This window comes from Bifidobacterium simiarum, assembly GCF_002802905.1.
In the GTDB taxonomy this organism is placed as follows: Bacteria; Actinomycetota; Actinomycetes; order Actinomycetales; family Bifidobacteriaceae; genus Galliscardovia; species Galliscardovia simiarum.
In genome coordinates this window covers 200417-226369 of record NZ_PEBK01000001.1, presented here as the reverse complement: position 1 = coordinate 226369, position 25953 = coordinate 200417, and the positions used below count along the sequence as shown (strand labels likewise).

Genomic DNA, 25953 nt, shown 5'->3' with positions numbered 1-25953 from the left:
ACCACGCGCAATAAAAAAAAACGTCCGCCGCGCATCGCATGACAATCGATGCACGACGGACGAGTCGCAGGTCGGCGGAACGGATCCGCCGGGACGGAAGGCGCCTCTTACTTGACCTTCTTGATGAAGAACACGCAGATGGCGGCGGAGGTGAGGACCACGAAGCCCATCGGGAACAGACCGCGGTAGCCGAAGGTGTTGATCACCCAGCCGGCGAGCAGCGGGGCGGTGAGGTTGCCGACCACGCCGCAGGAGTTGAGGAAGGCGAGATCCTTGGCGGCGGTCTTCGGGTTGGGCAGCACGGTGGTCATGATCGCCTGATCCAGCGAGCTGAACACGCCGGAGCCGAGCGAGGAGATGGCCACGTAGATGGTGTACATCACCGGGGTGGGCACGAAGAACGGCAGCCAGCAGGGCAGACCGACGGTGAAGATGGCGATGGCCAGCGGGATCTTCACGCTGCGGAACTTATCGGAGATCGGGCCGGCGATCACGCCGCAGGAGACGGCGGCGATGACGGCCAACAGGGCCATGAAGCTCATCCACTTGCCGGCGTCGGCATCGGACTGGCCCATGTAGTCGGTCAACGTGTACAGACGGTAGGTGCCGATGCCGCCGGGCACCATCCACAGGAAGCGGGCCATGGCGGCGAGCCAGTAGTCACGGCCGCCGTCCTTCGGGGGCAGGAAGTTGGACAGGGCCGAGCCGACGGTGAACTTCTCGCGCGGCATGTCCTTGTTGGACGCCTCTCGGCAGACGGCCACGGAGATCAGGGACAGCACGTCGCCGATGACCAGCGAGATGATCACGCCGGTGGGGATGTTGGTGACGAACAGCGAGGCGACGACCTGAGCGCCCTGCAGTGCGGCCTGATGGCCCACGCCGTACATCGAGGATGCGGTACCACGCCAGCGCGGAGCCACCTGATCGGGCTGCCATGCGCATCCGGCGGCCAGCATCGCGTTGTACACGGCCGCATACACCCACCAGGAGGCGAGTACCACGCCGACATGGCTGGTGAAGGCGAAGAACAGCAGGGCGATGGTGCCGACGACCACGCCGCCGACGATCCACGGCGTACGGGAGCCGAAGCGGGAACGGGTCATGTCGGACAGCGCACCGCCGACAATGCCCGCGATGATCGAAATGACCATGGTCACGGTGGAGACGATGGCCACCATGCCCACCTTGCCCTCGGGATCGATCTGCGCGATCTTGGCCGGCAGCAGCACGGCGTTGACCGCCTGACCGGCCCAGTACCATCCCGCGCCGCCGAACAGCAGACCGAGACCCGGCTTCCACGGGAACTTCGGCTGATCCTCATCAACGACGCCTCGGCGCGACGTCGCACCGGACACTTCATTGACCATGAGAACACTCCTTCATGTTCATCCTGCGGTCCGCACCCCCAATGGAGGCCGACCGGACTCCTTCATCCGTCATCTGGCACAACGGCGATACACCACACATCGCACATCCCTGCCGAACAACTGAATCACAGCCTAACATGAAACCGATTTCTTAAGCCTTTGTTTCTTCGCAATCCACCGAAAGTTCATGGCAAATCACAGCAACAGGACGACCGCGATCCTTATGTTTCCTCATATACAACTATTTGCACACTTTTCCGCACATCGCACGCCGCCGCGTTTCGCGTCGTCATTATGAAATCGGTTATTCATGGGTTTTTCAGCGGTCACGAGCCATGACGCCCCAACCTCGATACGCCGGTCCGCATCAACACGAGTCGTCAACACGAATTGACAATATGGATCGTCGACACGAATCGTCGACATGGCAGAGAAAGGAACGGAACCACGAACCCTACCGGCGGGTGCCGGCGGACTGCGCCGGGTCGTCGCCGAGGCAGTGATGCAGACGGTCGATCAGGCATGCGGGGGCGGTCTGCGGACGCAGATAGGCGCGCAGCACCTCGATCATCGCCTTCTCCCGGGCGTCGCACAGGGCGTCGACGTCGAAACACGCGCCGCGTGACGCCGCGGCGGCGTCCTTCACACCTGCGGCCATATCCACGGCTGCCGAAGCCGCACCGCCGTCCGCAACGGAGGTATTCGCCGGAACGTCCGACGCCACCGTCACCACGGTCTTCGTCACCTTGGCCACCACGGTGCCGTCACGATCCGTGGCAATGCTCACATGACGTTCGATATGCCCGTTCATGACCGCTCCTTCCCCTGATGGTCCTTCACGACGGTTGTGGTCCTACTGCCATTATCACCCGAATCGGCGGCTTTCCGGTTCGCGGTCGGTGAAACGGATCTGCTACGCCTGCGGGAAGCCGGTCTCTCCCCCGTCTTTCCCGACGTCGTCCGCTCCCCGGTTCTTCCGGAACCCCTGCCGCCCGAGGCATACCCGCGCTCACACGCATACGACTCCAGCTCCTGCCGCAGCTGGGTGCGGGCGCGGTTGAGCCGGCTCATCACCGTGCCGATCTTCACCCCCTGCTCGTCGGCCACCTGCTGGTACGACTTGCCGTCGATGGCCGCGTCGATGAACACCTGCCGGCGTTCGGGGCTGAGCTTGTTGAGCGCCGCCATGATCTCCTCGGGCGCGAACGCGTCCTGATAGGTGTCCTCGGCCGACTTGAGGCCCTCGGAACTGTGCTCCGACGCCGCGTAGATATCCCAGTCGTCGTACTCGCCGGTGCCGTCGTTGGCCCGACGGGGACGGCGCTTGGCCTTCTGATACTGATTGAAGTACAGGTTGCGTTCGATGGTGGTCATCCATGCGGCGAAGTTGGTGCCCTGCCTGAAGGAATCGAAGTTCTTGAACCCGCGTTCGAAAGTGTCCTGCACCAGATCCTGCGCATCGTCGGGGTTGTTGGTCAGTTTCATCGCGTGACGGTACAGTCCGTCGACCACCGGCATGGCCAGCCGTTCGAATTCGGCCCGCCTGCCTTCGTCCGTCCGTTCGCTATCCTCTGCGTCAACCACGCTCCCTATTGTGCCACACGACCCGTCGCGCTTGTCGGATGGCAAACGGACAATGCCGATATGAACGAATTGCTTGACGCCGTCTCGCGCACAGGCGCGCAGCCCCCGCACACCACGCTCGCCGACACCCTGCTGCTGGGATTCGACACCGAAACCACCGGCATCCGTCCGGGACGGGACGCGATCTGCTCGGCCACGCTGGTGCTGCGCGACCCGAAGATCGGATACGCCGGCGACGTGACGGCCGAATGGCTGGTGAACCCGCACCGGCCGATCCCCGCGGCGGCCAGCAGGGTCAACGGCTTCACCGACGAGTATCTGCAGGAGCACGGCGAGGAGCCGGCCGAGGCGATCGACCATATCGCCGACGTGATCGCCACGGCCCAGAACGCCAACATCCCGCTGCTGGCCTACAACGCGCCGTTCGACGTGCATATGGTCGAAGGCGACCTGAAGCGCTGGGATCTCAAGCCGCTCGCCGAACGCCTAACCGGCGGGGAGCTGCTGGTGGTCGACCCGCTGGTGCTTGACCGCGCGGTATCGCATCGCAAGGGGCATCGCACCCTCACCGACACCACCTTCTATTACGGCGTCGAACCCCACGGCGACTTCCACGACGCCACCGCCGACACGGTGGCCGCACTCGATCTGGTCGCCCCGATCGCCCGGCTGCACCCGCAGGTCGGCGCCCTGCGCCTCGACGAGCTCATGGACTGGCAGCGCGGCAGCCACGATCGCTGGACCGAGTCCTTCAACCGTCATCGAGTCGACCGCGGCCGCGCCCCCGTCAGCAACCGGTGGCTGTGACGTCGGTGACCGTGACGTCGGTAGAATCATTCACGAACCTACGAAAGGACACCCGCAGCATGGCACTCACACTGGCCTCGGCAGCCCGGCTGCTCACCCGTCATCATCTGCTCCGCGAAATCATCCAGGACGATCGCTGGTCGCTCGACCCGCATCGCTTCGACGGCGCCGATACGCCGTTCGAGGCGGTGACCTACGACACCCGCACGGTCAGCCCCGGATCCCTGCTGTTCTGCAAGGGACGGTTCAGGTCCGCCTATCTCGACGGCATCGACGATCGCGGACTCGCGGCCTACGTGGCGCAGACCGACCACTCCTCGGCCACCCACGCCGTGGGGCTGATCGTCAACGACGTGCGCAAGGCGATGAGCCTGCTGTCCGCCGAATTCTACGGCCGTCCGCAGGACGAGCTGACGGTGATCGGCATCACCGGCACCAAGGGCAAGACCACCACCAACTACTTCACGCAGGCCGTGCTCAACGCGATCAACGGCAACCGCACCGCCCTGTTCTCGTCGGTGGACAACTGCGTGGACGGCCACACCTACGTGGAGTCGGACCTGACCACACCCGAGTCGCTCGACGCGTTCCGCATGATGCGGCAGGCGGTCGACCACGGCATGACCCATCTGGTCATGGAGGTCTCCTCGCAGGCGTACAAGGTGGACCGCGTCTACGGCCTGACCTTCGATGTGGCCGCGTTCCTCAACATCTCCCCCGACCACATCAGCCCGATCGAACACCCCACCTTCGAGGACTATCTGCACTGCAAGCGGCAGATCGTCGCCAACGCGAAGCGTCTGGTACTGGGCGCCGACTGCGCCCACGCCGACCTGATCCGCGAGGACGCCGCGGCCGCCGGCATCGAGGTCTCCACGTTCGCCCTGCACAACGCCGGACGGGACGAGGGCACCGCCGCCGACGTGATCGCATGGCCGGTCGACCCCGCGCACAGCGCCTATGAGATCGCCGCTGACGGGCGGGACCTCGGCACGTTCCATCTGAGACTCGACGGCGACTTCAACTATCTCAACGCAGCCGCCGCCGTGGCGCTCGTGAAGGCCGCGGGCTTCGACCCCGCGGACGCCGACGTGGCCCGCGCCCTGCACGCCATGGAGTCCGTGCGCATCTCCGGGCGCATGGAACAGTTCCGGGACACCGAATCCAACACGCTCGCCATCGTCGACTACGCCCACAACTTCGCCTCGGTGAGCGCCCTGCTGGACTTCATCGACGAGCGCTACGGGGCGGAGCGCCCCCGCGTCACCGTGGTCACCGGTTCGGCCGGCGACAAGGCGGTGGACCGGCGCAAGGAGATCGTGGACGCCTGCCAGCACCGCGCGGAGAGGCTGATCCTCACCTTCGAGGACACCGACACCGAACCGGTGATCGACGTGTGCCGGCAGATGCTCGGCTACGTCACCGACCCGAACATCGAGGCGGGCATCATCCTCGACCGCACCGAGGCCATCGAAACCGCCGTCGCCGACGCCCGCGAACACTGCGCGCGCGACGGCCGGCCCAACGTGATCATGGTGATAGGCAAGGGCGAGGAGCAGTGGATGAAGGACCGTGGCCGGCACGTGCCCTACGAGGGCGACACCCATATCGTCTCCCGAGTGTTCAAACTCGGTGACGAAACCCGGTGAGCGCGGGCGCGCCGGCCATTCGTTGGTACACTCGGTGACGGCTTAGGAATCGCAGATCCAGAACAGATCCAGAAAACGCGGAGGAACGCATGATCAGTGTAGAGAAGACCGATTTCAGGACGATGGAGGCCGCCGCCGAGCAGGCCGGCGTGACGCTGCCGATCGAACAGACCGAGATCTGGGCGAACTTCCAGGCGGACATCCCCGGCCGCACCCCGTGCGGCGCGTTCCTGATCAAGCGCGACGGCGAGACCATCGCCTTCCTGTCGCTGATCGACATGGAGACCCACGGCTACCACTATCTGCGTTCGGTGCACGGCCCGGCGTGGATCGACAAGCCCGACGAGGCCACCGAGCGCGAGACGATCGACGCCATCGCCGCCATGGTCAAGGCCCGCGACAAGCGTCAGGTGTTCCTGCGTCTGGATACGTGGTTCGAGGGCGGCACCGTGCCGGTGCTCTCCACCGTGCCGTACAACCAGACCGTGGTGATCGACGTCACCGGCGGCGACGAGGAGATTCTGAAGCGCATGAAGCGCCGCGGCCGCCGTGACGTGCGCAAGTCGCTGCGCGAGTGCCCGGCCGACATCGCCGACGAGACCGCACAGGCGATCAGGGATTTCTCCGAATACTACGACGTGATGGTGGAGACCGGCGAGCGCGACGGGTTCACGCCGGCGCCGATCACCGACTACTCCGACATGATCGAGGCGCTCGGCGCGGATCATTGCCGCGTGTTCGCCGCCCGCATCGACGACCGCGTGGTCGCCTGGTCGATCGTGACGGTGAATGGCAAGCACGCCGTGCGCTACTACGCCGGCATGCGCAGCGAGGTGATGCGTCTGCACGTGACCGACAAGCTGCTGTACAACGAGTGCTGCATCCTCGGCGCGCAGGGCATCACCGAATACGATCTCATGGGCATCGGCAGCGACTTCGCCCCCAGCCTTAAGGGCCTCAACGAGTTCAAGACCAAGTTCACCGAGGAGATCACCCCGGTGGCCCCCGGCCGTGACATCCCGATCAAGAAGGGCTTCTACCGGGCCCTCACCCTGCTGCAGTCGCTGCGCCGCAAGGTGAGGAAGTAAGTCCCGGCCGACTGACCGGTGTGGCTTTGACCGGTGTGACTGACCGGCCGGATCGGGCAGACTGGTTTGACTGACCGGTCGATCCTGAGGGTCAGTGCCGATCCAGTGATTCGAGCAGCGCGTCGCAGATCGCTTCGGCGCGCTGCTCGCTCAGTTCCGTGGGCAGACACAGCGCCCGGGCCACCAGATCGTCCGACACGGGAACGGTGCCGCGGTCCAGACGGTCGAGCCCATAGGCATGCTCGTCGGTGACGCCGGGGAACAGTTCCGGACGATACCAGCGTTCCGCGTAGCCGCCGACGGACCGGGACGCTTCGATCAGCCGGTCGGCGGTCGCGGTGTCCGCGGCGAACAGCGGGAAGCGCAGCAGCGGCTGGGCCGGACCGTCGAGCGCGACGCCGGGGATCTCCAATGCCGCGCAGTCGGCGAGACGGCGGCGGTACACGCCCACGATGGCGCGGCGGGAGTCCTCGTTGCCGTCAAGATCATGCAATGCCGCCGCGGCCTTCCCGTCGATCCACGCGGTGGATGCGAACGGCCGGTAGGCCAGCCCTCCCCGCTGTTCGACGTCCGCGATCGGCGGTTCGTACCATCCCAGTCGGGTGAAGGTGCGGCGCAGGGAGCCGCCGAGTCCTCCCAGACGGGAGAAGACGCGGTTCTGATTGACATACAGCTTCGTCACCACATCCAGCCGCCCGTCAGGGGCCGGCAGCGAGGCGAGACGGCTGCGCAGCTGACGGTCCAGCGCGGGGGCGTCGGCGGCTAGACGCGGGTTGATCCACACCGCGCCGCCGAACCGGGTGGGCAGCATCTTCTCCACGCCGAACGAATGGATCGAGATGTCGGCCAATGGCAGACCGCGCTCGTCCCGGGCCATGCGGCCCACGCAGTGGGCGCAATCCTCCATCACCAGCGCGCCGACGGCGTGGGCCCGTTCGGCGAGCGCCGCGGAGGAGAGCTCGTCCACCAGACCGAAGGTGTGCTGCAGCATCACCGCCCGCAGGTCGGCGATGGCCTTGGGATCGAACCGGTTCGGGTCGATCGCCAGCGTATCGGCGTCGACGTCGGCGTAGACGGGGATGAGCTCCGCCGTCACGATCGGGTCGACGGCCGTGCAGCAGGTGAACAGCTGTGTGGCGACCGCTCCCCTGCCGCGCTGTTCCGCCAGCGTCTCGAACGCCACGAGCATGCCGTAGCGGGCCTTGAACACCGGATACCAGTCGCGGGCGTTCGTCCCCGTACGCTCGGCGAGGGCCCGGCAGGCCGCGGATGCGGTTCCCACGGCATTGGCCGCGCTGACGGCTCCGTTGGTGCTGGTGGTGCTGGTGGTACCGGTTCTGGGGTTCATCGGGCCTCTTTCCCTTCGGCGGGCATGTGACGTCGTTTCCTTCAATCTAGCCCAACGCCGGGAAGCTTACGGCCATGCCGCGCATACGCACGCCGAGGTTTCACCCGATGGGCACGTTACGGCATGCGCCGGGCACGCGGTGGAATGTAGAATGGCAGACGTTTGGCGTTCGGCCGTTCGCCGGTCGGACGCATCGATCATGAACGCGAATATGTGAGTGAGGATTGGCAGATGGCATCTTTCCAGCCGGTGATTCTTGGCGGCGATCTGGGCGCGTATGCGCTGGCCCGTGAGCTTAACGACGCCTACGGCGTGAAACCGATTCTGGTGACCGCCTACAATCCGAGCGCCATCAGGGATTCGAAGATCCTCACCCGCCACGAGTTCTCCCGCGCCAACGAGGAGGAGCCGCTCGTCGAGGAGCTGCTGCGCATCGGCGCCGATCTCAAGGGACGCAATCCGAACCGCAAGCTGCTGCTGCTGGCCAACACCGACTGGCGCATCCATGTGCTGGCGTCGCATCGCGAGGCGCTGGAGCAGTACTACATGCTGCCGATCCCCTCGCTGGAGACGATCGAACGGGTGAGCGACAAGCAGGAGTTCGAGCGTTTGGCCGTTGAACGCGGCATGCCCGTGCCGAAGTCGTTCTACGAGGACTTCTCCGGCGCCGGCGAAAGCGGCTGGCAGCCGCAGCCCACGCCGGGCGACCTGCGGTTCCCGGTGGTGGCCAAGCCCGCCGACAGCTCGCAGTACGAGAACCTCACGTTCGAGGGCAGGCAGAAGGTGTACCGCATCGACACCCCCGAGCAGCTCACCGAACTGTGGCATACGCTGGCCCGGGCCGGGTTCCGCGACACCTTCGTGGCGCAGGAGCTGGTGGAGGGCGACGACACCGGCATGTATTCGGTCACCGCGTACGTGGATTCCACCGGCAAGGTGTCGATGCTGTGCTCAGCTCATGTGCTGCTCGAGGAGCATCATCCCGCCACGCTGGGCAATCCGTGCGCGATGATCACCGAGCCGATCGACGACATCCTCGAACCGGCCCGCCGGTTCCTGGAGGCCATCGACTACCACGGGTTCGCGAACTTCGACGTCAAGCGAGACCCGCACACCGGCACGTTCTACTTCCTCGAGGTGAACCCCCGCATCGGCCGCAACAGCTTCTACGTGTACGGCGCCGGCATCAACCCGATGCAGGTGCTGGTCTCCGACGTGATCGAAGGCCAGCCGCAGGCGCCGCGCACGGCCAGCCGCGAGGTGCTGTACTCGATCATCCCGAACCGTCTGCTGCTGCGCTACGTGGTCGATCCGAAGCTCAGGGCGCAGGTGAAGCGCCTGCAGAAGGCCGGACGCATCAGCCCGCAGCGCAACCCGAAGGACGGCGGGCCGAAGCGCTGGCTGTACCTCATGGAATCCGAGCTCAACCAGTACCGCAAGTTCGGCAGGTACTACCCCAAGCCCACCAGCACCGGCTTCTAGCCCTCAGTATTCCGCCCAATGCCGGACCGCTCGACCACCCTCAGTCTCGCTGACGCGAGCCAGCTCCCGACGAATTGTGCGACGTGCGCTCCTATGAGCGCACTGCCACGAACAGTCCACCGGACTGTTCGTCCGGCGGGAGCAACACACACCCGCCCCCGACGAATTGTGCGGCGGGGGCTCCCGGCAAAGCCGGGTGGGGGTGGCCAGACGACGCCCGAAGGCCGCCCGGCCACCCCCACTTTCGTTTCATACGGTCCGTTTCACACGGTCTTATCTCACACCTTGCGCACCCAGAAGTTGCCGGACGTGCGCGACAGGTTCGGGTTGTAGTACGGATCGTTCTCGACGATCGCACCGTACTTCTCCCGGAACTTAGCGGATTCGCGGTCGAGTCGGGCCTTCTTCTCCCGGCTCTTGACGTCGTAGCCGCGGGTCACCGACTCGTAGTGGTACAGCTCCGCCTCATGGGCCCAGACGTTATCCCGTCCGAGCCGGTCGTGGATGCGGATGCACAGGTCCACGTCGTTGTACGCCACGGCCAGCTTCTCGTCGAAGCCGTCCACGGCCCAGAAGTCATCGGCCTTCACCATGCAGCAGGCCGCGGTCACCGCATAGTAGTTGACGTTTTCGATCAGTCGGCCGAAGTAGCCGAGGTATCCGCGCGGGAATCCCACCTGGATGTGTCCGGCGGCGCCGCCCAGGCCGAGCACGATGCCGGCGTGCTGGATGGTCTCCGTCGGGTAGTAGAGCTTCGCACCGACCACGCCGACGCGGTCGAGCTGAGCGAACGAGAGCATCCGCGTCATCCAGTCCGGGGCGATCACCTCGGTGTCGTCGTTGAGGAAGAGCAGGTACTCCCCCTTCGCCGTCTTGGCGGCGAGGTTGTTGATGCGCGAGAAGTTGAACGGGATGTCGATCTCCTCGACGCGGAACCGGTCGCCCAGCTCCTCCTCGAACCGCTTGTACAGCTCGAACATGTGCGGATTGGTGCTGCCGTTGTCGGCGAGCACGATCTCGTAGTTCGGGTAGGTGGTCTTCTTGATGATCGAGCTGACGCAGCGTTCCACGTTGTCGTAGCCGTTCTTCGTGGGGATCACCACCGACACCAGCGGCTGGCCCTTGATGGCGTAGTGCACGTTGTAGATGCCGTTGGGACCCGCGGACTGGACGGTCGCGTCGATGCCCCGGCGTTCGATCGCGGATTCCAGCGCGCGCAGACCGGCGTCCGACGTGTAGCTCTTGGCCGATCCGCTCGACGCGGTGGACGTGGCGAGCGTACGCCAGTGATACAGCACCTTCGGGATGTGGTGGATATGCTCCGGCGTGGTCTTCTCCACGAACCGCAGGGTCAGGTCGTAGTCCTGCGAGCCTTCGTAGCCGACGCGCAGGCCGCCGATCTCCTCGACGATCGACCGGCGGTAGACGCCGAAGTGGCTGATGTAGTTGGTGCTCATCAGCAGGTCGGGGGCGTAGTCCGGCTTGAAATGCGGGTCGGAACGATGTCCCTCCTCGTCGATCTTGTCCTCGTCGGTGTAGATCAGGTCCAGCTTCGGGTCGGCGTTGAGCGCGCGGACCACCTCGTACAGGGCCTGCGGCGGCAGCTCGTCGTCGTTGTCCATAAGGCCGACGAATTCGCCGGTGGCGATCTCCAACGCGGAGTTGGTGGCACGGGAGATGTGGCCGTTCTCCTCGCGGAACACGACCTTGATGCGCTTGTCCTCGGCGGCCAGTCGCTCCATCAGCGGGCGCACATGCGGCTTGCTGGAGTGGTCGTCGGCCAGGCACAGCTCCCAGTTGTCGTAGTACTGGTTGCGGATCGACTGCACGCACTTGCGCAGCCACTGCTCGTCCACGTTGTACACGGGGGTGACGATGGAGATCAGCGGACGGTACTTGAACCCGGCGATCTCGGCCTGCACCTGCGTGGGATCATAATGCTCGGTCTTGGCGATGAGCCGCTGGTAGGCCTGCTTCTGCCAGCGGGGGGCCCAGTACTTCTCGATCAGGCGCTTGCCGGTGCTGCGCGGGTGACGCAGCAGCTTGACCTTGCGGATGAACTTCTTGAGATCCTCGCGGAACTTGGACCGCTCCACGGGAACCTTGACGATCCGCTGGTCGGTGGACGTGTTGAGCACCATCGGCACGGAGTTCGTGCGCATGGACTGACGGCCTCCCGGCACGCCGACGAGCAGGGTGAAGCCCAGCAGCGAGTTGGCCGGCACCGGCAGGGACAGGTTCACGTCGGCGCGCAGGGAACGCGTGCACTCGTCGAGGCGCACTCCCGGGCAGCTGCCGAGGGAGATCTCCACGTCCTCGCTGTCGTGCAGGTCGGTGGCCCAGCCGGTGATCTTGAGCTGACGGCCGTTGGACGTCCATTCCACCGTGTCGATGGAGTAGACGATGCCGTCCTGCTTCGAACCGGATTCGGGGAAGCATGCCGAGGAGAACCGGTCGGTCAGCTGCTGGCGGTTCTTCAGGTAGGCGTTCACGTCGGCCGGCGCGAGCGTCAGCGGGGTCTTCTTCAGGTCGGTGAACGTCGAATACGGCTGCCAGAGCACCGACTTGCCGTTGGTGCGGGTGAGCCTCATGCTCAGGTCGATGCCGCGCAGGCCCGGCTTGAGTCCGGTGTTGAAGCCCTTGAGCTGTTCGTAGTCCTTGTGGGAGATGAGCAGGCACTCCTCGGTGACCGCGAACATCTCGCGGGGCAGCAGGTCGCGGAAGTAGTAGCCGATGCCCTCGTCCCACTCGCCGCGCATTTCGAACGGCTCGCCGCTTTTCAGGGCGCGAAGCGTGACGCCCACGTTGACCACGCGCTTGTGATGGTCGAAGATCTTGCCGCCCACGATGCCGACGTTCGGCCCGTGCGTGTAGTTCACCATCTCGCTCAGCCAGGAGGCGGACTGCGGCATTACGGCGTCGAGGAACACCAGATAGTCGCCGGAGGCCTGATCGGCGGCCTGATGGATCTCGTCGCCCTTCACGCGCACGAATTCGACGGACGGGTACGAGGTCGTGCCACGCAGGCGGTCGAACTGCTCGTCGGTGTACGAGGAGGCGATCACGGTGACGGCGGGGTCCTCGCTGCGGTAGTCCACCTTGTAGGTGCCGAGGTTGTCGAGCATGGTGACCTCGGCGTCGATGCCCCGACGCTCCAGCGCCGCCTCGATGGCCTTCTGTCCGGCCTCGTAGGCGTACATCTTGCTGCGCGGGTCGCCGGCCACGGAACTGGCCAGCGTACGCCAGTGGTAGAGCATCTGCGGGATGTGGTGCACCGCCTTCGCCTGCTCGGTGGCGCGCAGCACGAAGTCGTAGTCCTGGCTGCCGTCGTAGTCGCTGCGCAGCGGACCGACCCTGTCGAGCAGGTCGCGGGAGACCACGACGAAATGCGTGATGTAGTTGTGGCCGAGCAGCAGGTTCGGCGACCATCCCGGCTTGAAGAACGGGTCGAAGCGGATGCCCTCCTCGGTCACCTTGTCCTCGTCGGTGTAGATGAAGTCGACGTCCGGGTTCTCGTTGAGCGTGCGGACGACCTCGAACAGGGCCTGCGGGGCGAGCTCGTCGTCGTTGTCCATGAAGCCCACGTAGTCGCCGGAGGCCAGTTCGATCGCCGAATTGGTGGCTCGGGAGATCTGCCCGTTCTCCTTGCGGAACACGACCTTGATGCGCTTGTCCTCGGCGGCGAGACGCTCCAGCAGCGGGCGGATGTGCGGGGCCGGGGAATGGTCGTCGGCCAGGCACAGCTCCCAGTTGTCATACCACTGGTTCTGCACGGACCTGACGAACGCCGTCAGCCAGCGTTCGTCCACGTTGTACACGGGGGTGACGATGGAGATCAGCGGCTTCCTGGAGAATCCGGCGGCGATCTCACTGGCCTGCTCGCGGGTCATGGTCTCGTGGTTGGAGATCCACCCCTCGTAGAACGACTGCTGCTTGGTGAACCGGCGTCGCACGGCCTTGATCAGGGCCTTCATGCCCTTCGGCGTCCACGCGTGGGAGATGTAGTGCAGCAGGTGCCTGAACTGCAGGTACCGGTAGGTCAGCAGCAGCTTCAGCTCGGTATTGCGGATGTTCAGCGTCTTGGTCACTCGTCCGCCCGGCGAGTCGAAGTGCATGTGCACCACGTTCACGCTGCCCGGCACCGTGATCTGGAATCCGGCGTTCACCCCGTCCTTCAGGGAGTGGATGGTCTTCAGATCGGCTCGGGGCACGCGTCCGACGGTCCCCTCCTCGCTGATGGAGACCTTCAGCGTGTCGTTGCGCACGGCGTCCACCGCCCATCCCTTGATGATGGTGCTGGTGACGCCGTCGACGGTCTTGGTCTCTACGGAATCTATGACCGCGTGGTAGTTGCGGTTTTCGATTACCTGCAGCATCGGTATCCTCTCGCTCTCGGATGGCTCTTCTCTGTTTGATCGCTCTGTTGGTCGCTCTGTTGCGGCCGATCCGTTATCAGTCGATCTCGGTGGTCACGTGGGGTGCGGTCACCGGCATGGCCGACGTGGCGTAGCCCTTCATGTGGAACTGGTAGCAGCTGGGCATGATCAGGTAGCGCTTGGTGCCGTCGTCGTAGGCGATGTCCAGATGGTAGTCGCCGAAGGCCAGCTCGTTGCTCACCTTGTACCGGATCACATGCCGTCCCGGCTGGATGACCTGCGGCCCGTCGTCCGGGTCGGGCAGGGAGAAGACCAGCCATCCGCGGCCGTCCACCACGTCGACGCGCAGCGCCTGACTGGAGATCGGCGCATCGCAGTCGAAGGTCACCTCGATCTCGAAGTCCTCGTACTTGTCGAGGTACTTCTGCTCCTCGCCATCGACCAGCATGCGCACCTTGATCACGTCCACGCCGCGCTTCTTGGTGTCGGTCACGCCCTCCGCATTGGCCGTGGTACCGAGGAAGGAGTTGGAGTAGGCGTCGGCGATGGTGTCGGGGTCGCCGATCTGCGCGATGAGGCCGTCCTTGATGAACATGGCGCGGTCGCAGTAGCGGCGCACGTCGCCCATGGAGTGTGTGACGAGGATGATGGTCTTCTTCTGCCGCTTGGCTTCGAAGAAGTAGTCCTGGCACTTCTTCTGGAACGCCTCGTCGCCCACGGCGAGCACCTCGTCGAGCACGAGGATGTCTCCCTGCGACTTGATGGCCACGGAGAACGCCAGTCGCACCTGCATGCCCGAGGAGTAGTTCTTGAGCTTCTGCTCCATGAAGTCGCGCAGCTCGGCGAAGTCGACGATGTCGTCGTACATCGCGTCGACCTCCTCCTTGGAGAAGCCGAGCATGGCGCCGTTGAGGTAGATGTTCTCGCGGCCGGTGAGCTCGGGGTTGAAGCCCACGCCGAGTTCGATGAACGGCACGAGCTTGCCGAACACCTCGACGCTGCCGCTGTCGGTGCCGTAGATCTGGGAGATGATCTTGAGCAGCGTGGACTTGCCGGAGCCGTTCTTGCCGACGATGCCGAAGAACTCGCCCTTGCGCACGTCGAAGGAGATGTCCTTGAGCACCTGCTGGATGCGGTAGCCGCGCACGCCCCTGAGCAGGTTGAACAGCGCGCCCTTGAGGCTGTTGGTCTTCTCGGTGGGCAGACGGAAGCTCTTGGAGACGTCGCGTACGCGCAGGGCGATGTCGTCGGGGACGACGGCCGCCTCGGCACCGAACTTCGCGGCACCGGTCCGTTCCGTGGCTGACTGTTCCGTGGCTGACTGTTCCGTGGCTGACTGTTCCGTGGCTGACTGTTCCGTGGGCTTGTCGTTCATGGTGGTCATGGTTTCCCCCGTCATGGTCTTCTCATTCGTTGCGATCGATTCGGCCATCCGCGCATCACACCATTTCCGCGAACGTCTTGGATTTCCTGGTGAAGTAGGAGATGCCGCCGAACAGCAGCAGCACCGAGAGCACCAGCGGGATGAAGTCGATCACCGAATGGTTGAACGAGCCCCAGATGATCGGGTTCTGGTCGGAGATGATGAAGTGGCGGGCGTCCTGGATGATCTGGGCCATCGGGTTGAGCAACATCACCTTGCTGATCAGCGGACCCCACTGCGGGCCGAGGTTGGTCACCACCATCGACAGCGGGTAGATGATCGGGGTGGCGTAGAAGCCGGCCTGGATCACGACCTCCCAGATCGGGTTGAGGTCACGGAAGTTCACGTAGAGCGCACCGAGATAGAATCCCACGCCGAGGGAGAACACGATAAGCTCAAGGGTCAGCGGCAGGATCATCAGGGCGGACAGATGCAGTTCGACGCCGTTGATCAGCGCGAAGATGACGACCACCACGAAATTGATGCCGAAGTTGATCAGGGCGCTCATCATGGCGGAGATCACCACGACGAACTTGGAGAAGTTGATCTTGCGCATCAGATCGCCGTGGTTCACCACGGAGATCATGGCGCCGGAGCTGGCCTCCACGAAGCAGTTCCACATGGTGATGCCCAGCAGCAGACCGACCGAGAAGTGCGGCACGGCGTCGCCGAACCGAAGGAACCGGACGAACACCATGTACATCACGGTGAAGAGCATCAGGGGCTTGAGCACCGACCAGATGTAACCGAGGAAGGACTGCTGGTAGCGCAGCTTGAAGTCGGTGGCCACCATCGCCTTGAGCAGCACCCAGTTCTTCTTGGAAAATATCTCTAAGATTTGCAATGAACAACTCCTATGCCGGAAAACAACACAATCCTACTACCGGAGGCGGAAAGACGCCTCGGCAGTAGGATTGCGGCGGTAGGGATCAGTCTTCGTACTCGTTCTTCTTCACGGCGATGCGGCCTTCGGCCACATCCTTGAGGTGCTGGCCGTACGGGCTCTTGCCGTACTTGGTGGCGGACTCCATGAGGGTCTCCTCGGTGATCCAGCCGTTCTGGTAGGCGATCTCCTCCACGACGGCGATCGGCAGGCCCTGGGCGCGCTGGACGGTGCGCACGAACTCGCCGGCCTCGTACAGGGAGTCCATGGTACCGGTGTCGAGCCATGCGTAGCCGCGGCCGAGGGTGCGCACGTTGAGGGTGCCGTCCTCGAGGTACATCTTGTTCAGGTCGGTGATCTCCAGCTCGCCGCGGGCGGAGGGCTTGACCTTCTTGGCGAGCTCGGTCACGCGCTCGTCGTAGAAGTACAGGCCGGTCACCGCATAGTTGCTGGCCGGGTGGGCCGGCTTCTCCTCGATGGAGACGGCCTTGTGGTTCTCGTCGAACTCCACCACGCCGTAACGCTCGGGATCGTCCACGTAGTAGCCGAACACCGTGGAGCCCTCGCCGTTCTCGGCGGCGCGCACGGCGCCGCGCAGGGTGCGGCCCAGACCGTTGCCGTAGAAGATGTTGTCGCCGAGCACCAGGGCGCACGGCTCGCCGGCGATGAACTCCTCGCCGAGGATGAACGCCTGGGCGAGGCCGTCGGGCGAGGGCTGCACCTTGTAGCTCAGGTTCACGCCGTAGTGGCTGCCGTCGCCGAGCAGTCGCTCGAAGTTCGGCAGATCCTTGGGGGTGGAGATGATCAGGATGTCACGGATGCCCGCCATCATCAGCACCGACAGCGGGTAGTAGATCATCGGCTTGTCGTAGACGGGAAGCAGCTGCTTCGACGTAACCGTGGTCAGCGGATACAGCCTCGTGCCCGAACCACCTGCAAGAATAATGCCCTTCATACGTTTTACCTCGTTTCGTCTAGCCGTATGCGGTACCTACTACGATATCCTTAGTTACCGAAATTCATCCTAGATACGAGCTTGACAGGGAGCGGCTTCACGATGCGTCTCTTCATACAAATTCCATGCTTGAACGAGGAACAGACCCTTCCCCTCGTGCTGGAGCACATGCCGAAGGAGATCCCCGGTATCGACGACATCCAGCTGATGATCATCGACGACGGCTGTTCCGACCGCACCGTGGAGGTCGCCCGCAGCCTCGGCGTGCAGCATGTGGTGCATCACGCGAAGCCGATGGGTCTGGCCCGCGCGTTTCGTGACGGCGTGGACTACGCCCTGAAGCACGGCGCCGACATCGTGGTGAACACCGACGGCGACAACCAGTATCCGAGCGCCGCGATCGCCGAGCTCGTCCAGCCGATCGTGCGGCACGAAGCGGACATCGTGGTCGGCGACCGCCAGACCGCGAAGATCAAGGAGTTCAGCTGGTTCAAGAAGCGCATGCAGCACTTCGGCTCCTGGGTGGTGAACAAGGCCGCCGGCACGCACATCCCCGACGCCGCCAGCGGCTTCCGCGCCTACTCGAAGTCGGCGCTGATCAAGCTCAACATCGTCACCGAGTTCAGCTACTGCATGGAGACGATCATCCAGGCTGGCAACAAGCGCATCGCCATCACCTCGTACGCCATCACCACGAACCCGAAGACCCGCGAGTCCCGCCTGTTCAGCAACATCTTCGAGCACATGGCAAAGTCGGGCGGCGCGATCATCCGCAGCTTCCTGATGTTCAAGTCGAACGTGATCTTCAAGTGGTCGGGTATCGTGTTCGCCGTCGCCGGCCTGATCCCGATCGTGCGCTTCCTCGTGCTCGCCGCCATGGGCATGACCGCCGGCCATCTGCAGTCGCTGATGCTCGGCGTGGCGCTGCTCATGCTCGGCGCCCTGTGCTTCGCCCTGCAGATCATCTCCGAGGTGCAGCGCATCCAGCGCCGACTGGTCGAGGACGAGCTGGAACGCACCAAGGAGATCCAGTACTCCCTGCCCTATCAGAAGATCTGGGCGAGGCAGGACGAGTTCGGCGGCTACACCGGCGAGCCCACCGGTCTGCCCGGCGAGAACGCCGCCCTGCCCGGTAACGGCGCTGCCCTGCCCGGCAACGGCACCGGTCTGCCCGGCGAGGACAAGTAAGACAAGTCAAGTAAGGAGCACAATGGCGGCGACCAACCAACCCCGTGTCCTCGCATTCGGCACCTACAACGTCCGCAAGCACCCCCGCGTGGGCATTCTCATCGACGGCCTGCGCCTCAACGGCTGCGACGTGGAGGAGATCAACCATCCGCTGGAGCTGTCGACCGCCCAGCGCGTGGAGATCCTGAAGAAGCCGTGGAAGCTGTTCGGATTCGGCCTGAACCTGTTGCGCCTGTGGGGCGCGCTTCGCCGTGATGCCAAGGCTTGGATGAAGCGCAACGGCACCCCGGACGCCGTGCTTGTGGGATACATGGGTCATTTCGACGTGCTGCTGGCCCACCATCTGTTCAAGGGCGTGCCGATCGTGCTCGACCATCTGATCTTCGCCGGAGACACCGCCAAGGACCGCGGCGCCAAGGGACTGAAGGTGAGGCTTCTGAGGAAGCTCGACCGCATGGCCATCGACGCCTCCACTCTGGTATTGCTCGACACCGAGGAGCACAAGGCCATGCTCCGCCCCGGCGACGAGGGCATGGTGATTCCGGTGGGCGCGCCGGAACAGTGGTACGAGGCCGGCGATGCGGAAGCCGGCGAGGACCGCACCCGCGACGTGGTGTTCTACGGCCTGTACACGCCGCTGCAGGGCACGCCGGTCATCGCCAGGGCGGCCCGGTTGCTCGCCGATCGCGGTCTGAAGCCGCATTTCACGCTCATCGGCAAGGGACAGGACTATGACGAGGTCCGGGCCATCACCAAGGGGCTTGACAACGTGGAGTTCCGCGACTGGGTGGAGCCGGAGGATCTGCCGCGGCTCGTGGCCGGTCATGCGATCTCCCTCGGCATCTTCTCCACCACGCCCAAGGGCCTGCATGTGGTGCCGAACAAGGTGTATCAGTCGATGGCCGCCCGGTGCGCCGTCATCACCAGCGACACCGCGCCGCAGCGGCGTATGCTCGGCGACGGGGTCGTGTTCGTCAGGCCCGGGGATCCCAAGGCGTTGGCCGATGCGATCGAGAATCTGCTCGCCGATCCCGGGAAGCTCGAACAGGCCCGAAGCAATGCCACGCTCGTGGCGGAGCAGTTCACCAGCGAGAAGATCACCGCACGTCTGGCGGAATGGATCTCGCCCGGAGCGAGGTCATAGTCGCCATAGGTAGTCGTCATAGGATAATGCCCCGGCAGGCCATAACCCGCCGGGGCATTTTCGTTGTTCGTCACTTCGCCAGCGACTTGATCAGCGCCGGCGTGACGATCCTCGTCAGCAGCAGCACGCCCATGTAGATGCCATACAGCACGACGTACAGCAACGCCACCATGATCAGGTTCAGCGAGGGCAGCACCATGTCGATCCCCTTGGTGACCAGGCCGAGCACGACCGCCGCCGCCACGGCCTTCCACGCGGCGGGGCTCATCACGTCGGCGACCACCTGACGCACCCTGACGAACGAGACGAGCATCAGCAGCGCCGTGCAGATCATGCTGGTCATGGCGATGGCCGTGATGCCGCCGATCCGCGCGGTGACCACGAACAGCGGGATGATGCAGACCAGCGAGACGACGGACAGCACGTCGGAGAACCGCGAGCTGTTATGGGAGTTCAGCACCATGTTCAGCATCACGGTCATGCCCATGAAGAAGTTGGACAGCGACAGGCAGCTCAGCGCTCCCGCGGAGGCGGCGTATTCGCTGCCGTAGAAGGCGACGAGCAGCAGGTTGCTGGAGGCCGAGACGATCACGGCGATGGGTAGGATGAACGCCAGCGACACCACGGTGATCTCGCGGGCCTTGGTCACGGCCTTGTCCATCTTTCCGGCGCCGACCAGATTGGCGATGACCGGCAGGATGACCGTGACGAAGGCGGACATCAGATAGTAGGCGATCTTGCCGAAGTTCACGGCGCCGGTGTAGTAGCCGGCCATCTGCGCGGGGTGCACCACGGACTTCACCACCAGGGTGTCGACGCTGAGCACCAGCGAGACGACGATGAAGAAGAAGGAGAAGCTCAGCGTGTTCTTCGCGACGCTGGCGAAGGCGATCGGCTGACCGGTGGCGGCACGCAGACGTCCCCGGGAGACGAACAGCATGATCAGGCCGATGACGATGGACACCAGCAGGGCGAACAGGAAGCCGAGCTCGACGCCGACGACCGGATCGTGACGGAACGGGAACATCACCAGCGGGATGGCGGACAGCTTCGCCAGCGGATAGACGACGCCCAGCAGGGCGCTCATGCCGAACTGCTGCAATCCGTCGTTGATGCCCAGCAGGATGACGAAGAAGCCGTTGGCCGGGATCAGGAAGGCCGCTACCTTGAAGTAGAAGTCGAGGGAGACGTCGTTCAGCACATGGCCGAAGACCGGGGCGCCGAAGAAGTTGATCGAGAAGAAGAACGCGATGACGATGAGCTGGAACGCGATGGTCTTGCCGATGACGCTCAGCGCGCCATAGCGTTTCATCGAGATCTCCTTGGCCAAGGACTGGCGCGCGCCGTTGCTCAGGAACATGTATTCGAAGTCGAGCACGGTGATGATGGTGCCGACGATGCCGTAGCTGGCTGCGGGCATGGTGTTGCCCAAGAAGAAATGCAGGACGTACCCGCTGATAAAGAAGATGACGTTACTGGATAGGGAAAAGATCAGACCTCGTCGCATGGCAGCAGCTCTCTCAGTCTCGGAAAATGATTCATATCGACAGATTCACATGGTCGTATCGGGCCAGACGACGTGACGGTTCCGGTCCGGTGGATTCTTCAGAGGATTCACGGAAGGCGGCGCTTCGGATCAGCGCGCCTTGGTCATCACACGGCCGAGCTGGTTGAGCACCCAGAACCAGCGGAGCCTGATCAGCGTGGCCAGCACCGACTGCTTGGGTTCGAACCGCGTGGTCCTGACGTGATCGAATACCCCGGCGAACACCGGCGTGGCGAGCAGATCCCGGAACTGCGCCTTGCGTTCCCGGTAGCTCTTGGGGTTCAGCGGGTGAATCGGTCCGAGCACCACGCAGTACAGCAGCTCCCACAGCACCCGGTATCGGTACAGTTCCTCGATGTCGGCCCGTCCGGCGTATCGATCGTCGACGATGCTCCGGTAGGCCTTGAGCGTATGGTGGATGTTCTCCAGAATCTGGGGACGGTATCGGTGGCTTTCGGAGTTCACCGACCACCGGTAGTAGTAGGAGACGTAATCGACCTTCTTCGCCTTCGTGCAGTAGGACAGCAGTTCGAAGTTGAAGACGATGTCCTCTTCGTGCTTCACGTCCGGACGGAATCGCAGACCGTGGTCCGTGACGAACGCGTGACGGTAGATCTTGGCCCAGGGGGTCGGCATGCTCTTGTGGGGAACCAGCGGCACGTTGTCGCGGAATCGGTTGATGCAGTCGCTCTGCAGCTTGGCGATGTCATCACCCTGAAAGACCCTGGTCTCGCCGATGTGGTTGCCGGACTGGTCCGGCAGATCCGTGGTGAACTTCTCGTAGTCGTAGTACACGATGTCCAGATCGGGTTCGGCGGTGCGGTGGAAGACCCTCACCGCGTCCTCGGCAACAATGTCGTCGTTGTCGACGAAGCACAGCCACTCCCCCGTGGCCTGCGCGAGGGCCGCATTGCGCGCGCAGGTGATGCCCTGATTCTCCTGCGTGATCACATGGATGAACGGGTAGCGGCCCGCATACTCCTCAAGCACCCGGCCGCTGCCGTCCTTGGAACCGTCGTTGACGCAGATGATCTCGATGGTGCCGTCGTCCTGGGCGACGATGCTGTCTAGGGTCTTGGGCAGTTCCCGTTCCGAGTTGTATACGGGGATCAGGAAGCTGACGAAGACCTTGGGGCTCCCGTTCGGCACGGCATCGGTTGCAGACACGTTGATAGGCATGGACCTCATTGTACATAGACGTGGACATCACGGCACGGGAGCAGCAACTCCCCCAACGGCATGATGGCCCCGGACGATCGAATCGTCGGGGGCCATCATGATGCATTGGATCGCCGAAGAGATCCTGCCTACTGCCTTACTTCGCCAGCTCCTTGGCCACGTACGCCTTGAGGGATTCCTCCCAGTCGGCGGGCTTGTAGCCGGCGGACTCGATCTTGGCGAGGTTCAGCGCGGAGTACACCGGACGCGGGGAGACCGGATCCTTGGCGTTCTTGAAGTACTCGGCGGTGGAGATCGGCTTGACCTTGTCGCCGTTGCCGTTGGTCTGGTCGAACACGGCGGCGGCGATCTCGGCCCAGCTCTTCACCGCGCCGGAGCCGGTGAGGTTGTAGGTGCCGTATGCGGCGTTGCCGTCGAGCAGCGCGAAGATGGCCTCGGCCATGTCCTTGGTGAAGGTGAGGCGGCCCAGCTGGTCGTCGACCACGGTCACCTGGTTCAGGGCGTCGTCGGCATCGGCCACGCGGTTGGACAGCGCCATCATGGTCTTCACGAAGTTGTGGCCCTCGCCGATCACCCAGCTGGAACGCAGGATGTAGTGCTTCGGCGCGTTGGCCACGGCGATGTCGCCGGCGGCCTTGGTCTGGCCGTACACGCCGAGCGGGGCGAACGCCTCGGTCTCGTCGTGCTCCTCGGCAGTGCCGTCGAACACGTAGTCGGAGCTGATGTGCACGAGCGTGAGGTTGTGCTCCTTGGCCACCTTGGCGAGCAGGGCCGGGCCCTGGGCATTGGCCTTCCACGCGATCGGACGGCCTTCGGCGGTCTCGGCCTTGTCGACGGCCGTGAAGGCGCCGGCGTTGATGATCGTGCCGTACAGGCTCCAGTCGTAGGCCTCGTAGGCGGCCGGATCGGAGAAGTCGAACTCGTCGATGTCGGTGTATTCGAAGCCCTGCAGGTCGTGGGCCTCGGCGTAGGCGCGGATCGCGTGGCCGAGCTGACCGTTGCAGCCGGTGACCAGCGTGCGCTTCGGGGCCATCGGCTTGGCGTCCTTGAGCATCGGGTGGTGCAGGTCGGCCTCGGAGCGCTCGGACTCCTCCAGCGGGATCGGCCACTGGATGTTGAGCTCCGGGTCGGCGAGGTTGACGAAGGTGTAGGTCTTCTTCTGCTCAAGCGACCAGTGGGCGTTCACCAGATACGTGTACGCGGTGCCGTCCTCAAGCGCCTGGAAGCTGTTGCCCACACCGCGGGGCACGTAGATCGCGCGGCTCGGGTCGAGACGGGTGGTGAACACCTCGCCGAACGTGTCGCCGGGACGCAGGTCGACCCACGCGCCGAAGATCTCACCGGTGGCGATGGAGATGTACTTGTCCCACGGCTCGGCGTGGATGCCGCGGGTCACGCCCTTCTTCGCGTTGAAGGAGATGTTGTTCTGCACCGGTCCGAAATCGGGCAGGCCGAGCGCGGTCATCTTCGCGCGCTGCCAGTTCTCCTTGAACCAGCCGCGGTTGTCGCCGTGCACCGGCAGGTCGAACACCAGCAGACCGGGAATGTTGGTCTTGGTGACCTTGAGTTCCTTTTCGAATTCGAATGCCATGGGTTAGCGCCTCACTGTCCCTGCTGCTTGTACTTGGCTTCGGTGGCGGCCTTGGCCGGCTCCCACCAGGCACGGTTCTCGGTGTACCAGGCGATGGTCTTCTCGAGGCCCTTCTGGAAATCGGTGTGCGTGGGCTTCCAGCCAAGCTCGGTCTGCAGCTTGGTGGAGTCGATGGCGTAGCGGCGGTCGTGGCCCGGGCGGTCCTTCACCCAGTCGAAGTCGTCGCGGTCCTTGCCCATGACCTCAAGGATGTCCTGCAGCACGGTGATGTTGTTGCGTTCGCCGTTCGCGCCGATCAGGTAGGTCTCGCCGATGCGGCCCTTGGTGAGGATGGTCCACACGGCGGAGGAGTGATCCTCGGTGTGGATCCAGTCGCGCACGTTCTTGCCGTCGCCGTACAGCTTCGGACGCAGGCCGTCGAGGATGTTGGTGATCTGACGCGGGATGAACTTCTCCACATGCTGGTACGGACCGTAGTTGTTCGAGCAGTTGGAGATGGTCATGCGCACGCCGAACGTACGGTGCCAGGCGCGCACCAGCAGGTCGGAGCTGGCCTTGGTGGAGCTGTACGGGCTGGACGGGTGGTAGGGGGTCTCCTCGGTGAACTTGGCCGGGTCGTCGAGGGCGAGATCGCCGTAGACCTCGTCGGTGCTCACGTGGTGGTAGCGCACGTCGTACTTGCGGGCGGCCTCGAGCAGACGGAAGGTGCCTTCCACGTTGGTCTTGAGGAACGGCTCCGGGTTGGCGATGGAGTTGTCGTTGTGGGACTCGGCGGCGTAGTGGACGATGGCGTCATGGCCGGGAACGAGTCGGTCGAGCAGCTCGGCGTCGCAGATGTTGCCGTGCACGAATTCGACGCGGTCGCCGAGGATGGCCTTGATGTTCTCAAGGTTGCCGGCGTAGGTGAGGGCGTCGAGCACGGTGATGTGCACATCGGGGTGGTTGTTGTACACGTAGTGGACGAAATTGGAGCCGATGAAGCCGCAGCCACCGGTCACGATGATGTTCTTCGGAGAGAATGCTTCAGTCATACGCTCCATGGTAACCAGTGGGGGGAACTTTTCCGCGGATTTAGACCGGGGCCCGACCGGTTCCGAACCGAGCCGGCCCGTCATGGGCCACGTATTCGCGCCGTGCGCCGAATCCTGCCGAAGGGCGCCCCATCATGCGATAATCAGTACAGAGAAGGCTCTCGATCGACCTCATCGGCAACGATGCCGAATTCGATGCGTCAACCCACATCCGATGCGAGAACACGAGAACAAGAAAGAAGGATGGCATATGAGGCATATGAGAATCTCGGTTTCCGCCCGCAGACCATTGGCGTTCGTCGTCGCCCTGCTGGTCGTCGCCGCCGGCGCCTTCGCCACGACGATCTCGCCGACGCCCGCCGAGGCGGCCGGCACGCAGCAGATGTGGCGCATGTACAATCCGAATTCCGGCGAACACTTCTACACGGCCAACGTGGCCGAACGCAACCAGCTGTGCAACGCGGGCTGGTCTCCCGAAGGCGTCGGATGGGTGGCGCCCACCGGGGGCGTGCCGGTGTACCGGCTGTACAACAATCCCAAGCGCGGCAGCGGCACCGTCGGCGACCATCATTACACGATGAATCCGTACGAGCGCGACATGCTGATCCGCGCGGGATGGCGCTACGAGGGCGTCGGCTGGCGTTCCGGAGGCCGGGTGCCGCTGTACCGCCAGTACAATCCGCACGTCAATTCGAAACGTCACTCGGGGGCGCACAACTACACCACCAACTATGCGGAGAACGCCTCGCTCGTCCGCGCCGGATGGCGTGCCGAGGGCGTCGGCTGGTACGCCGTGCGCGCCGGCTACAAGGCGAAGAGCTGCACGCCGCGCAAGACGAGCCGGCCGAAGACGGTCAACTGGAGGGCGGCGTCCGGCCGTCAGCCGAATCTTTCCCGGTACCGTGGTCTCGGCGTGGTGGTGAACATCAGCCACCAGAAGGTGTTCATCCAGTCGCACGGCCGGACCATCTACACGATGACCGCCAGCACCGGCATGAACAACTCCACGCCCCGCGGCCGTTACACGATCCGCTACCGCGGCACGCACTTCTACAATCCGAGCGAACGCATGGGCGGCGACTACTGGGTCGGCTTCATCGGCACCACGTACCTGTTCCATTCGGTGCCGACCGGCGTCTCGATGGGCAGCTACATCCCCTCCGAGGGCGCCAAACTGGGCCGGCCGGCCTCACACGGCTGCGTCAGGCTGTCGGTGTCCGACGCGCAGTGGTTCTACCGCTCCGTCCCCGACGGCACCCCCGTCACCATTCTGTAGCGGCCGACAGTCCCGACCGCTCCCCGTATCCGA

19 protein-coding genes are annotated in these 25953 nt (G+C 64.2%); 7 read left to right on the top strand and 12 right to left on the bottom strand.

Translation table 11 applies throughout. The features are described 5' to 3' along the window. Positions 1-107: 107 nt before the first annotated feature. From CSQ87_RS00780 to CSQ87_RS00770, 3 genes are all read right to left on the bottom strand, one after another. On the bottom strand, positions 108-1370 hold the full coding sequence (locus tag CSQ87_RS00780) for an MFS transporter (protein WP_100511952.1): 1263 nt from the start codon (positions 1368-1370) through the stop codon (positions 108-110). 454 nt (positions 1371-1824) lie between these two features. After that, positions 1825-2181, bottom strand: coding sequence for a hypothetical protein (locus CSQ87_RS00775; RefSeq protein ID WP_100511951.1), 357 nt, complete (start codon positions 2179-2181; stop codon positions 1825-1827). Continuing rightward, entirely contained in the window at positions 2178-2888 is a 711-nt protein-coding gene (locus tag CSQ87_RS00770) for a sigma-70 family RNA polymerase sigma factor (RefSeq protein ID WP_100511949.1), read from the bottom strand. The genes CSQ87_RS00775 and CSQ87_RS00770 overlap by 4 nt, the downstream gene beginning before the upstream one ends. Before the next feature lie 126 nt (positions 2889-3014). Here CSQ87_RS00770 and CSQ87_RS00765 point away from each other — a divergent pair, with 126 nt between their 5' ends. From CSQ87_RS00765 to CSQ87_RS00755, 3 genes are all read left to right on the top strand, one after another. Further along, the gene (locus tag CSQ87_RS00765; protein ID WP_100511948.1) at positions 3015-3761 is read left to right on the top strand and encodes an exonuclease domain-containing protein; all 747 of its coding nucleotides are present in this window, start codon (positions 3015-3017) and stop codon (positions 3759-3761) included. Between the two features lie 59 nt (positions 3762-3820). Further along, on the top strand, positions 3821-5410 hold the full coding sequence (locus CSQ87_RS00760) for a UDP-N-acetylmuramoyl-L-alanyl-D-glutamate--2,6-diaminopimelate ligase (protein WP_100511946.1): 1590 nt from the start codon (positions 3821-3823) through the stop codon (positions 5408-5410). 89 nt (positions 5411-5499) lie between these two features. Continuing rightward, a complete protein-coding gene (locus tag CSQ87_RS00755; RefSeq protein ID WP_100511945.1) occupies positions 5500-6498 on the top strand; it encodes a lipid II:glycine glycyltransferase FemX in 999 nt (332 codons plus the stop codon). Between the two features lie 91 nt (positions 6499-6589). Here CSQ87_RS00755 and CSQ87_RS00750 read toward each other — a convergent pair whose 3' ends face one another. Beyond that, positions 6590-7846, bottom strand: coding sequence for a DegT/DnrJ/EryC1/StrS family aminotransferase (locus CSQ87_RS00750; protein ID WP_100511943.1), 1257 nt, complete (start codon positions 7844-7846; stop codon positions 6590-6592). A gap of 231 nt (positions 7847-8077) precedes the next feature. Between CSQ87_RS00750 and CSQ87_RS00745 the strand changes: the two genes are divergently transcribed. Next, complete coding sequence (locus CSQ87_RS00745) at positions 8078-9328, top strand: carboxylate--amine ligase (RefSeq protein ID WP_100512204.1); 1251 nt, start codon at positions 8078-8080, stop codon at positions 9326-9328. A 278-nt stretch (positions 9329-9606) separates the two neighbouring features. On the opposite strand, the gene CSQ87_RS00740 is transcribed toward CSQ87_RS00745, so the two are convergent. The 4 genes from CSQ87_RS00740 to rfbA form a co-directional block, all read right to left on the bottom strand. Further along, entirely contained in the window at positions 9607-13704 is a 4098-nt protein-coding gene (locus CSQ87_RS00740; RefSeq protein WP_100511942.1) for a glycosyltransferase, read from the bottom strand. Positions 13705-13780: 76 nt separating this feature from the next. After that, positions 13781-15103: an ABC transporter ATP-binding protein gene (locus CSQ87_RS00735; protein ID WP_243388771.1), complete on the bottom strand. Its 1323-nt coding sequence runs from the start codon at positions 15101-15103 to the stop codon at positions 13781-13783. A gap of 40 nt (positions 15104-15143) precedes the next feature. Continuing rightward, positions 15144-15971, bottom strand: coding sequence for an ABC transporter permease (locus CSQ87_RS00730; RefSeq protein ID WP_207761062.1), 828 nt, complete (start codon positions 15969-15971; stop codon positions 15144-15146). Positions 15972-16056: 85 nt separating this feature from the next. After that, positions 16057-16965 (bottom strand): glucose-1-phosphate thymidylyltransferase RfbA, encoded by a 909-nt coding sequence (gene rfbA, locus CSQ87_RS00725; RefSeq protein ID WP_100511941.1) that lies wholly within the window; start codon positions 16963-16965, stop codon positions 16057-16059. Between the two features lie 129 nt (positions 16966-17094). Here rfbA and CSQ87_RS00720 point away from each other — a divergent pair, with 129 nt between their 5' ends. After that, on the top strand, positions 17095-18153 hold the full coding sequence (locus CSQ87_RS00720; protein WP_207761061.1) for a glycosyltransferase family 2 protein: 1059 nt from the start codon (positions 17095-17097) through the stop codon (positions 18151-18153). Between the two features lie 22 nt (positions 18154-18175). Continuing rightward, positions 18176-19297, top strand: a complete 1122-nt coding sequence (locus CSQ87_RS00715) for a glycosyltransferase (protein ID WP_100511938.1) — start codon at positions 18176-18178, stop codon at positions 19295-19297. Between the two features lie 70 nt (positions 19298-19367). Here the strand turns inward: CSQ87_RS00715 and CSQ87_RS00710 are convergent, their stop codons facing one another. The 4 genes from CSQ87_RS00710 to rfbB form a co-directional block, all read right to left on the bottom strand. Further along, positions 19368-20804, bottom strand: a complete 1437-nt coding sequence (locus CSQ87_RS00710) for an oligosaccharide flippase family protein (RefSeq protein WP_100511937.1) — start codon at positions 20802-20804, stop codon at positions 19368-19370. A 129-nt stretch (positions 20805-20933) separates the two neighbouring features. After that, a complete protein-coding gene (locus CSQ87_RS00705) occupies positions 20934-22022 on the bottom strand; it encodes a glycosyltransferase (protein WP_165776672.1) in 1089 nt (362 codons plus the stop codon). 136 nt (positions 22023-22158) lie between these two features. Beyond that, positions 22159-23613, bottom strand: a complete 1455-nt coding sequence (locus CSQ87_RS00700) for a sugar nucleotide-binding protein (RefSeq protein ID WP_100511934.1) — start codon at positions 23611-23613, stop codon at positions 22159-22161. Between the two features lie 11 nt (positions 23614-23624). Then, complete coding sequence (rfbB, locus tag CSQ87_RS00695) at positions 23625-24653, bottom strand: dTDP-glucose 4,6-dehydratase (protein ID WP_420868050.1); 1029 nt, start codon at positions 24651-24653, stop codon at positions 23625-23627. 241 nt (positions 24654-24894) lie between these two features. Between rfbB and CSQ87_RS00690 the strand changes: the two genes are divergently transcribed. Continuing rightward, a complete protein-coding gene (locus CSQ87_RS00690) occupies positions 24895-25920 on the top strand; it encodes a L,D-transpeptidase family protein (protein WP_420868051.1) in 1026 nt (341 codons plus the stop codon). Positions 25921-25953: the final 33 nt, after the last annotated feature.